Origin of the sequence: Gluconobacter sp. (assembly GCF_047722525.1) — a bacterium.
Classification (GTDB): Bacteria; Pseudomonadota; Alphaproteobacteria; order Acetobacterales; family Acetobacteraceae; genus Gluconobacter.
In genome coordinates, this window is record NZ_JBDNYY010000002.1 from 54,117 (window position 1) to 65,459 (window position 11,343).

Annotated in this window: 7 protein-coding genes and 1 tRNA gene; 3 read left to right on the forward strand and 5 right to left on the reverse strand. The window is 61.6% G+C overall.

Annotated elements, in window-relative coordinates; all coding sequences use genetic code 11:
• Positions 1 to 6 precede the first annotated feature (6 nt).
• Positions 7 to 1,092, forward strand: coding sequence for an alkene reductase (locus ABF859_RS02280; protein WP_415525768.1), 1,086 nt, complete (start codon positions 7 to 9; stop codon positions 1,090 to 1,092).
• A 15-nt stretch (positions 1,093 to 1,107) separates the two neighbouring features.
• On the opposite strand, the gene rlmB is transcribed toward ABF859_RS02280, so the two are convergent.
• Positions 1,108 to 1,956: a 23S rRNA (guanosine(2251)-2'-O)-methyltransferase RlmB gene (rlmB, locus tag ABF859_RS02285; RefSeq protein ID WP_415525770.1), complete on the reverse strand. Its 849-nt coding sequence runs from the start codon at positions 1,954 to 1,956 to the stop codon at positions 1,108 to 1,110.
• A gap of 69 nt (positions 1,957 to 2,025) precedes the next feature.
• Here rlmB and ABF859_RS02290 point away from each other — a divergent pair.
• A tRNA-Tyr gene (locus ABF859_RS02290) sits at positions 2,026 to 2,111 on the forward strand.
• Between the two features lie 156 nt (positions 2,112 to 2,267).
• On the opposite strand, the gene ABF859_RS02295 is transcribed toward ABF859_RS02290, so the two are convergent.
• A complete protein-coding gene (locus ABF859_RS02295; protein WP_415525772.1) occupies positions 2,268 to 7,520 on the reverse strand; it encodes a Hint domain-containing protein in 5,253 nt (1,750 codons plus the stop codon).
• Between the two features lie 329 nt (positions 7,521 to 7,849).
• Between ABF859_RS02295 and ABF859_RS02300 the strand changes: the two genes are divergently transcribed.
• Complete coding sequence (locus ABF859_RS02300; RefSeq protein ID WP_415525774.1) at positions 7,850 to 8,137, forward strand: hypothetical protein; 288 nt, start codon at positions 7,850 to 7,852, stop codon at positions 8,135 to 8,137.
• 21 nt (positions 8,138 to 8,158) lie between these two features.
• On the opposite strand, the gene ABF859_RS02305 is transcribed toward ABF859_RS02300, so the two are convergent.
• The 3 genes from ABF859_RS02305 to ybaK form a co-directional block, all read right to left on the reverse strand.
• Positions 8,159 to 9,283, reverse strand: a complete 1,125-nt coding sequence (locus ABF859_RS02305) for an L-dopachrome tautomerase-related protein (protein WP_415525775.1) — start codon at positions 9,281 to 9,283, stop codon at positions 8,159 to 8,161.
• 75 nt (positions 9,284 to 9,358) lie between these two features.
• Entirely contained in the window at positions 9,359 to 10,555 is a 1,197-nt protein-coding gene (locus ABF859_RS02310; protein WP_415526169.1) for a DUF2075 domain-containing protein, read from the reverse strand.
• Positions 10,556 to 10,575: 20 nt separating this feature from the next.
• Positions 10,576 to 11,055, reverse strand: a complete 480-nt coding sequence (gene ybaK, locus ABF859_RS02315) for a Cys-tRNA(Pro) deacylase (RefSeq protein ID WP_415525777.1) — start codon at positions 11,053 to 11,055, stop codon at positions 10,576 to 10,578.
• Positions 11,056 to 11,343: the final 288 nt, after the last annotated feature.

Consider the following 11,343-nt stretch of genomic DNA (forward strand, 5'->3'; position numbering starts at 1 on the left):
CAAGTGATGCCAACCCTGTTCGATCCCATTGATTTCGGTCCCATTCACGCGAAAAACCGCATTGTGATGTCCCCGCTGACGCGGGGGCGTGCCAGCAGGGATGCCGTTCCAACGCCCATCATGGCGGAATATTATGGTCAGAGGGCCAGTGCCGGGCTGATTATCACGGAGGCCACGGGGATTTCCCGTGAAGGTCTGGGCTGGCCTTTCGCCCCCGGCATCTGGTCCGACGAGCAGGTCGAGGCCTGGAAGCCGGTTGTCGCGGCGGTTCATGCAAAAGGCGGAAAGATCGTCTGCCAGCTCTGGCATATGGGGCGTATGGTCCACTCCTCCGTGACGGGGACCCAGCCTGTCTCGTCCTCCGCCACAACGGCGCCGGGCGAGGGCCATACCTATGATGGCAAGAAGCCTTACGAGCAGGCGCGGGTGCTCGATGGGGCGGATATCGCCCGGATTCTGGGTGATTATGAGAACGCGGCCCGCAATGCGATCCGCGCCGGTTTCGACGGGGTGCAGATCCACGCAGCCAATGGCTATCTCATCGACGAGTTCCTGAAAGACGGGACAAACAAGCGGACCGATGAATATGGAGGCTCACCCGAAAACCGCATCCGTTTCCTGCGGCAGGTGGTCGAACGCGTGAGCGCGGCCGTGGGAGCCGACCGTACAGGTGTGCGGCTGTCGCCCAACGGCGATACGCAGGGGTGCATCGACAGCGCGCCGGAGACGGTTTTCGTCCCAGCGGCAGAAATGTTGCAGGATCTCGGCGTGGCATGGCTCGAACTGCGCGAACCCGGCCCGGACGGAACCTTCGGCAAGACGGATCAGACCAAACTGTCTCCACAGATCCGCAAGGTGTTTCTGCGTCCTCTGGTTCTCAACCAGGACTACACGTTCGAGGATGCGCAGAAAGCTCTGGCGGAAGGGCGTGCGGATGCCATCGCTTTCGGACGGAAGTTTATCTCGAACCCGGATCTGCCGGAGCGGTTCGCCCGGGGCATCGCCCTCCAGCCTGACAATGTGAAGACCTGGTACGGCCGCGGGGCGGAAGGATATACGGATTACCCCTCAGCCACGTCCGGGCCCAACTGAGACCCGGACATCCGTTCAGACAGGGCGCACGAGTTCATAAAGTGCGACGGCCGCGGCATTGGAGACGTTCAGGCTCTCCATGTCGCCGGGCATGTAGACGCTGGCGATTTCGTCACAGGTTTCGCGGGTCAGACGACGCAGTCCGGCCCCCTCGGCTCCCAGAACCAGCGCCACGCGACGTCCGGCAAAGCTCTTGCCGTTCAGTCGCGTGCCGCCTGCGTCCAGTCCAACCACCCAGAAATCTTCAGCCTGTAGTGCCTGAAGTGCACGGGAAAGGTTGACCTCCCGCAGAATGGGTACGATGTCCAGCGCGCCCGAAGCGGCCTTTGCCATGGCACCGCTTTCCTGCGGGGCATTGCGATCCTGTACGAGAAGGGCAGCAGCTCCGAAAGCTGCGGCGGAGCGAAGGATAGCGCCGATATTGCGTGGATCCGTCACCTGATCGAGCACCAGAACCGGGCCGGTCCGCTCGACGATATCGGGAATGGCCAGCGTCTCCAGCGGTTCAACCCGCAGACAGACCCCCTGATGAACGGCATCGCGCTCACATAGCCGGTCGAGGCGCTCACGGTCCACGATCTGCGGCTTGCGCGATGACGTCTCAAACGAGGCCGCAGCTTCACGCGTTGCCAGGAAATCATGGATCACCCGCTCGGGATTGGCGAGCGCGGCCTGCACCGCATGATGGCCATAAATCCAGTAGCCGGGACCGGAACTGGCGGCATGGCCACGACCGGAACGGCCGCCCCGTTCCCTGGTGCGACCACCAGACATGGAAGAGCCGTGATCGGCATTGCCGGCGGGAGGGGAGGAGCGATCTGTGGAACGATCGGGGGCGGAACGGGAGGGAGATCTTCTGGCCATAAAAAAGCATATAATCGACAACAGGCGATTGACATAGCCGTCAATCCGCCATATCCCAACCGCCGACCCGGAGAGGTGCCCGAGTGGCTAAAGGGGGCGGACTGTAAATCCGCTGGCGTACGCCTACGTTGGTTCGAATCCAACTCTCTCCACCAGGTCCTCTCTTTCCTGTATTGATGTAGATAACCGGCGAAGATGGAGCACAGGTTCTCTTTGGCGGATTTCGCCTGTCCAGCGGATTTTTGGGCCGTGTCTGTGACGGTCGTATTTGATGATCCGGACGGGGTTTCCCGTCCGGATTTTTTCTGGGTTCAGACGGCTGTCTGAAGGACTACCTTGCAGGCCAGGGCCTGTTCGAGGGCCGTGGTGACGGCTTCTGAGGAGAAGGCTCGGGTTGCATAGGTCTGGCCGGCTTTGACCAGCGCCGACAGGTCGGTCGTGTTGTGCAGGGTCACGATCTGATGGGCCAGGCTGGCGGTGTCAGAATGGACGAGCCCCTGAAGTTCGCCGGGCAGGGCAAGCCCTTCGGCTGCGACCGGTGTCATGACGCAGGGCAGGCCGGAGGCGAGACTTTCGATGACCTTGCCCTTGATGCCCGCGCCGAAACGCAGCGGGGCGACACTGAGGCGATGGGCTGCGAGAATGGCACCCAGATCCTGCACATGTCCCAGAACACGGATGCGGTCATCGGCGAGGGCCTGGAGGCTCTCCGGCATGTCCGCTCCGATCAGGGTGCAGCCGATGGTTGGATCAGCCGCCCAGACGGCTGGCATGATCTCGTTCACCAGCCAGCGGGCCGCATCGGCGTTCGGCGCATGGGCGTAATTGCCGACGAACACCACGCCGCTTCGACGGACAGCATGACCGGTCTGTGCAGGAATGGCCCACGGAACGACATGTACACTGGCCTGTGGCAGATCCTGACGAAGCCGGGAGGCTTCTGCCTCGGAATGCGTCAGGACGGCATCGGCCTGAAGTGCAGCCCTGTACTCTGCAATACGCATCTGGTTGGCCTGCGCCATCAGTTCCGGCCGCCCCTGAATCGCTGCCTGACGGGCAAGACGCAGGAAGTGCAGATCCGCCACGCTGTAGAGGACGCGGGCCCTGCGCTGGTTGCGGCGTACCAGTGCCATATACCGCGTCGCGATGTCTTCACGATGCAGATACACCACGTCGAAGCTGTTTGCCTGACGCCGCAGCACGTCTTCCACTGACGCAAAAAGCGGGAGCCCGAGGACGGTTGCGCCGGGGAGCGTGGTCAGTGTGGAAGCCTGATTCATCTGGTCCGCGGCCACGAAGCAGACCTCGTAGCCAAGGGCTTCGAGAGCGGCCATGTGTGACAGGACAGCCTGTGATCCGGCATCGCGTTTCGCGTCCGGATGCTGACCATCGATGACCAGTGCCCGTTTGCGTTCGACGGGCGCCAGCGTAACCATGCCGCGGCGGCGACGGGCCGCGCCGAGAGTCGCTTTTGCGGTGCCACTTGCAGCGTCCGCACGGGCCTGACGGAGTTTTTCCACCTGTGCGAGCAGGAAGGACAGAACCTGGTCCCCGTCCTGATCGTTCGCAGCGGCAGTCACAGCGCGGGCTACGCTCTGCGTCATATCGGCATCGAAGGCGTTTGCCGGTTCGATGATCTGCGGCTCCCCCAGAAGGGCCCCATCACAGACGCGGCGGATTTCCAGAACGTGGCGCGTCAGCGGGGACAGACCGCCAGGCAACAGGACATCGAAGCCGCACAGCATCGGCCGGCCCGTGCGCGCAACATCCGGACGTCGGCCATTGGCGACTACGGAGGCGAGGACCACACCGTTATCAACGATCTGCAGGGTGACGGCCTGATGCGGCATGGCTGGATTGCAGACCCAGCCGCTGATCCGGCTGCGCGTTGCGATATCGATACAACCATCCATCGGGGTGACAGGGGTGGAGGCAATAATGGCGTGGCGCGGCTTCTGCTCGGCCTGATCCATCATCCATGGGCAATGGCTGAGAGGCGCGTGATCGTCTGCCCGGCGGACTTCCAGAACATGACGTTCAAGGGCAGACAGGCCCCCCGGAATGTCGAAGTGAAAGCCGCAGGCGCTTCCGAGATCCTCACGGAGGCGGTCGGCCAGCATCTCCCCCAGAACCATGCCATTATCGACGATCTGCAGACGCACGGGCCTGTCACTGCCGGGAATGCGAGCCCAGCCTTTGACCTGGGTATGGGTTGCGACGTCCAGATAACCTTCGAGCGGGGCGGCAGGGGCTTTCGTCCCGGATGCGGCCGGGTTCAGGCGGCTGCGGAGGGATTCGAGCTGTGCGCCTTCCTCCACGCGCGGGGCGCAGTAGCGGGCTGGTGCCATAGCGGCATCCGGGTAGAGAACGTCGTATTCTCCGGCGTTGTGGAACATGCCGCGGGAGTTGTCGTCCACGAAGGTTTCGGACTGCGTACCATTGGCGATGATGATGTCGTGATGTTCCAGTTCGATGTGGAAATAGGCTACTTCGTCCATGCGCTCGGCCTGCACGATGGTGCTGCCATTCACCAGCAGGACGGCCGGAACCAGAACCCCATCCAGATACATCGCATGAAGCGGCGAGACCGAAAGATCCTGGTGCGGCAGAGCACTGCCGAGGGAGCCCTGCCGGAAAATGACCGGCATGATGTCGTGGTTGCCATTGGCGAAGGTGCCAGAATAGCTGCGACGGCCGATCCAGCGGATGGGACGCAGGCCGTTGGTCGCGGTCTGGACCAGATCCCCGATCCGGAGTGTTTCGACGTGGACCTCGCCGCGATCCGTGAGGATCAGGGTGCCGCGGCAGTAGCAGGGCGTGCCTTCCGCCAGAAGCATCGTGCCGCCGCTGCCGTCAGACGCAAGGCTGAAGAAATCGGCGTCATAGGCGCCATTGAGGCTGATCGTGTAGGTGCTGGTTCCGCTGGTGACCTGAAGGGTGGACGGATCCGTCAGGGTCGTGGTGGCATTGCTGGACCAGGCCAGTTCCGGCAGGTCGATCTTTGCGCCGCTGGCCAGGCTTATGTTGCTGGCGGTACTGCCAGCGTAAAGCGCCAGACGTCCGCCATCACCGACCGACACGCCCGAAGCTGTGCTGCCGCTGTGGACCGCGGCCGTCTTGCCGGAGGCGAGAGCGACATTCGACAGGGCGGCGCCGTTCGTTGCGCTGTAATCCGTCATTTCCAGCAGGGTGAGGGACGGATCGTGATCGGACTCGGGAGTCAGGGAGCCCGTGTTGACATGAACCGTCTCGAACTGCCCCGCATTGGCGAAGTCCGTGCTGCCGATCGTGTGATCCAGGGATTCCGCATTGCCTTCGAAGATGTAGGTGTAGCGGTTGGAAGGGTCTTCCTTGGTGCTCATGTCGGTCAGGCCGGCATTGGCATAAACCTTCTGGGCGTCGCTCCATTCCGTGTCGTTGAAATCTCCGAGGATGCCGACCTTGGCCGTGGGGTCCTTGGCGAGGAGGCCATTGACGTAGTTCGTAATGTATTGCGCCTGGGCGATCCGGTTGTTGACCGTGGCCGTCGTTCCACCGTGATTCACGGGCGGCTGGGTCGCGCCATAGAGTTCGCTGCTGCCCGCCTGGGACGAGAGATGCACGTTGACCAGCGTGACCGTCTGGCCATTGAACTCGAATGTGCCAATCAGCGGCAGACGGGTATTCTTGAAGGTTCCGCTCGCCAGTTCCTCTTCCCCGATCGTCGTCACCGGAGCCGTGAGGCTGACGCGTTCAGGGTTGTAGAGATAGACGCTGCGGATATTCCCGCCGGAAACGCCGCCCCAGGCATTGTTGGTCGGGTCCACCTCGGCCCAGGAATAGGTCGGGCCCCCGGCATCGGCGATGGCCTTCACGATGGCCGCGAGGTTCTGCTCCGCGCTGACGGTGCCGTCATTGGTCGTGCCGCTGTCGTCCTGGACTTCCTGAAGGGCCAGCACATCGGGGCTGTCGAGATTGCCGGTAATGATCTGCGCGACCTGCTTGAGGCGGTCTGCATTCGCCGGATCGAGCGCGTTGAAGTTCTCGATGTTGTAGTCGCTGACCAGCAGGTTCTGATCGTCCTTGTGCAGGGACGTGACCGGCGCAGGGGTGTCGGTATGCAGGACCGTGACCTGCGTGGTCGGGACCAGTTCATAGACGCCGTTGTAGTAGGTCAGGACGCCCGTGATGTCCCCGAGCTTGTCCCCGACTTCCGCATTGATGGCAGACCCCGGCGTGACACCGCTGTCGTAATAGAGTTCGATCCGCTGGGTGTTGACGCTGTCTGCGGTTTCCTGAAGGGCCCCGGTCGGGGTCAGCAGACCGTTGCCGCCATCGGGCACAACCCATGTCGCATTATACGCCGTGGTGCCGACCGCAACGGCATTATGGATCGTCACGACCTGACCGATCAGGTTGCGGTAGAAATCCAGCGCATTGCTGTCGGGACTGATGGACGCCGTACTCTTGTTGAGGTCGATCGCCTGCGTCAGATCACCAAGATAGGATGCTGCCGGAACCGTCAGCCCGCCCTGGCCAATGACCGGTGGCGTGACGTTGACATAGGCCGCGCCGGTATCGGTGTAGGAGACGAGGTTGATTTCCGGGAGGGTGAGCGACTTGCTCCAGGACGTGCCGGAATAGTTCGTGACTGTTCCCGTGACGGAGACGGTCTCCCCCACGGTCGGCAGCGTGGCGGTCTTGCCGGCATAGATGAAGATGCCCGCACTGCCGACCGTGTTCTTGTCCGGATTGGTCTGCTGGATCCAGAAACCGATACTGCCATTCGTGTCCACGGCGGTCACGACGCCCGTCGTCATGACGGAAGCGTTGGCATACGGGCTGTAATAGCCGGTGCCGTTGATCTGCTGGATCGTCAGGTCCTGCGGGGTCGTCGTATCGCTGCCTGAACCCGAACCTCCGGTGTCGCTACCCCCGGTTCCGCTCCCGCCCGTGCCGGAGCCACCTCCCGTGTCCGAACCGCCTGATCCACCGGTGCTGCCTCCCGAAGAGGTTCCGTCATTGGCCGCTCCCGGTGTGACCAGAACCGTTCCTGCCGCAGCAACGGTGCCATAGCCCTCGATACCGGAGAGGGACGGATCGTCCGCAACCCAGTCCGACGTGCTGTCCGTATCCGTGCCATCAGGAAGGCGGGAGGCGCCGTTGATGATCGAACCCGTCAGGACGGGCGCGCCGGCATAGGTCGGATCGCCCTTTCCACCATCGGACACGGCGATCGTGTCTCCGATTTCGGACCAGGGTGTCGAGGTGAAGGTTCCGGCATTGGCCGTGTCGAGGTCATCCCCGACCTTGCCGGTAAAATCCTTGACGAGAAGGACGGTCTGCGTGCCGTTCTGCAGGGCGTTCGTCTGAAATGGCGTAACCCAGTAGCCGTCGCTGTTCGTGCTGCCGATTGTAAAGACATTGTCTATCTTGCCAGCGGCCGTGCCGTCACCATCCACGACAATCAGGGACCAGGCGCTGTAATCCGTACTGGCATCGCCCTTCACTTCAATAAATTCGTCAGGATCACCAGGAACACTTGGATTGAACATGAATTCATTTATGAGCAATTTCGATGTCATCGCATTACATCCTGATGCGGGGTATCCCCCGGAATGATTACTGAAAAAGCAAAAATCCATTTCGGTGAATGTATAAAAAAGAGTCAATACGTTTCGATAAAATTACGATCTTAATCATAAAATATTCATTTAGTGTCATTTCATTTCAAAATAATAACGAAATATGTCTTGCGGAAGGAGAGGCTTCAGCCCTGAAAAGACTTCGATTTTCTGTCAGGAAGCCTGAAGGCCGGGTGCCATGATGGCCGGGACATGTCATGGTCCCTTGCGTCTGTGAACACGGATGTCCGCCATGACAGGCGCAATCCCGACAGGAAGGTCAGGACCGCATGAAACCGCGTCTGTTCATCATGATGATTCTGGCAGGGCTGGCAGGATGCTCACATCCGCGTCCGCAACTGACGGACAGCCGGTCCGCGCTGCTGAGGCCGGTTGCCACAACCGGTTCCGCCAACCGGACAGACCCCAGCCGACCCGATCACAGGATCCACGGCGCCCTGAGTGTCGGGACAGGGTTTGGGGGAGCGGGAAATTATGGTTCTGGCCCGCAATCCGGTCTGGGCTCCCCCTCCGGCATCGGGGCAGGCCGGATGGGGCTGACGCCGGGAAGCTGGTAAGGCTTCCGGCGTCGCGCATCGTCAGTTCAGGGGAGAAATCTTCACGACGATATACGGCATGACTTCAAGGTCCCTGCCATCATGGAATACCGGCAGCCGCGCCCACTGGCCGATCGTGCCGTACAGGGCGCCGTTGGCGTAGGTCAGGCCGTCGGGTTCGGTCATGCGTGGGTCATGGGCGACAACGGACATCTCTCCGTCCGGTTTGCGGCGCAGGATGGCGTGGCGCTCGTCATCGGTGATGTAGAGCGAGCCGTCCGGCCCGGTTGCCATGCCGTCTCCCATGCCGGTTTCGCCTTCATCCTTCACCGCCCGCTCGATCGTGGTCTCGCTGGCCTTCGGATCAGACAGAACGGAGGTCGGCGCGGAATAGAGGCGACGGCTGGTCTGGGGCTGCCAGTAGAGCGTCTGTTGGTCCGGGCTAATGGCAATGCCGTTCACACCTCCCTGGGGCAGGATGGCATGCTGCGGATCATAACGCCCCGCAACGCCATCCATCACGGCAACAAAACCCTGAACCGGCATGACGGAAACCGTATCGGCCAGAATACGCCGCTGATGCCCTGTCGCCAGATCAACCACGATCAGCGCGGGGTGAACGTCCGTGGACGTATCGGTAATGAATGCCGTGCCGGCCGTGCCGTGAGTCAGGTCGATGCGAACGTCATTGACGTGGCTGTCCGGCAGAAGGGCTGGTGCCCCCAGCGGGATGACCTGTGCGATCTTTCCGCTCGCCGGGTCGATCCGGAAGAGCTTCTGCGCGCCTGCAACGGTTCCCGTTCCCGCGACCATACCTTCATCCAGAACCCAGAGCTGGCCCTTGGTATCAACCGTCATGCCCAGCGGGGAGACGAACTGCTCCTGCGAGGCCGCATCGGGGAAGGGCGTCAGCTTGCCCTTTGCATAAAGCGCCAGCCGGGGGCCGGAATGCTCATGGGCGCTACGGGGGAAGCCAAGCACGAGACGTCCATCGGGCAGGGCTGCGATGCCGGAAGGCTGGGCATCGGAAAAGCGCCCGATGATCTGCACATTGCCCGATGGGAGCGTGCCCTTGTCCACGGTCTGGGCGGCGAGGGCGGGGGAGGCGGCTGTCAGGGCCGTAAGGCCGGCGCTGAAAGCGAAGGCCAGAAGTGTCTGACGGGACATGGTCTAAAATCTCCTTTGCCGCACAGGACCAGAGCGGTTGCGGCGTGGCAACTCACGCAAACGCGAGCAAAGGGATCAGGTTCGCATCAGGCGTTCCCGCAGGGCCGGATCATGGGCATACAGGAACAGTCCGTGGATGCCGCGCGTGAGGATGACGTTCAGGGCATTGAGAATGACGCGCTTCTTCGCCTCTTCAGGCGCCGCAATCCCGTCATGGCCCTGAAAGGCGGCGCTGTCCTCATACTGCTCCGGCCGCACCCCGATCCGGTCATGCTCCGCGTCATAGAACAGCGACGGACCAAGAATAACGCCCGCATAGTTCAGGTCGAATCCCTGAATCGTATAGACCGAGCCAACTTCGTCTATCGTGTCCGGACGCTCGGCCCAGGGCAGTTTCTCGCTCGGCAGGGAACGGTCCCAGCGCAGATGGAAATCGCCTTCGGTAATGAAATGGTCCTCACCGTTGAGCGTGTAGGGATAGTCATAGGTCGAAAGCAGGCGGCACAGACCGTATTTCGCATTGCACGCGCACAGATCCGCATAGAGCTTCGCGCAGTCGTCATAGATCCGCAGATCAAAAGACGGATCTTTCGGCCGCGGCAGGATCTCCCCCTGTCCCAGTGCATCAATCCACGAACATGTCGCGGGACTGGCCGAAACGCGGAACTGCGTGTCGAGATGGAACGTCTCCGAAGGACGTCCCTTGCGGAAACGCTCCAGAAGATCGGTGGACCAGTGGCTCTTGAACTTCAGGACCTGTAACGGATCGAACACCACCACCACGATCCGCGCCCAGCGCAGGATTTCTTCCAGATGGTTCTGCTGGGCAAAATGGTTGTAGCGGTCAGGCCGCGTCAGAAGCAGATGCGCCTCGTCTACCAGAACGATATCCGCGCGCTTGCCGGTTTTCGCGGATCTGTTGATGAATGTCGTCGGGCGCTCGTAATCGCCCTTGCGCAGGCTGGGCATGGTGGCCGCGATGTTGCGGTAGAGCTTGAGCATCTCCGGATGGTTGACGATCACCATGTTCCGCAGACCGCGCAGCGGATCGTCCGTCGCGCCATTCCGCGCCCGGGTCTGGAGCGTATTGAAGATCGCATTCAGGACGACGCTTTTTCCGGTGCCCGCCGCGCCTTCGATGACGAAAAGCGCGCTGTCATCCGCCTGATGGCGTTCGCAGAACGATACCACCCGATGCAGCAGCTCCGTCTGCGGCCCCGATAGCGCAAGATCGGGGGAGAGCTTGTGCGTTGCAGCGTTGTCCAGCGCCATGGAGGAAGCAGTCACGCGGATCAGTCCGCAGCGATATCGGCCACTTTGGCATCCGTGGCGCGCTGGGCGTCTGCCGGCGTGATCCGTACGACAAAACCCTGACCACCGGCATTGATATAGACATGCTCGCGGGGCATGGCGTCCTGCGAGATGACCACAGGGATCGGCGTTTTCGAACCGAACGGGCTGGTCCCACCGGACTGGAATCCCGTCAGTTCCTGCGCTTTCTCGGGGTTCATCATCCGCGCATTGCGCCCGTCGAACAGGGCTGCAACCTTTTTCAGATTCATCCGCTGATGCGCTGGTGCCACCACACAGACCGGCTGCTTCTTGTCCACTTCGACCACCAGCGTCTTGAGCACGTCTTCGGGGGCCACGCCGATGGCCTCGGCCGCCTGCATGCCGATCAGGCCACCATTGGGCGCGTATTCATAATCATGAACGCTGAAAGGGATATTTTTCGCTGCCAGAAAGGCCGTTGCAGGGGTTTCGCGGGTCATGTGAGCGCTCCGTTGCCAGCAGCAGGTCTGCACGCGCCGGATGGCTGAAACACTTGGGATCACTCCCGGCAGGACCTGCAATATTCTGTAAACTGTATGGCGGCACGGGACGGGATTGGCAACCTGACGGCCAGTGGAGAAGGGGGGCACGCCTGAGGCATGATCGCCCGGAACTCTGGAGATGTATCGTTATTCATGAGACGCATGACGTTTCATCTGTTATTGTTTAGCGCTAAAGACATTCCGGATATGTCGAAATCCGGGAGAATCGGCCTGCGCATTCAGCCA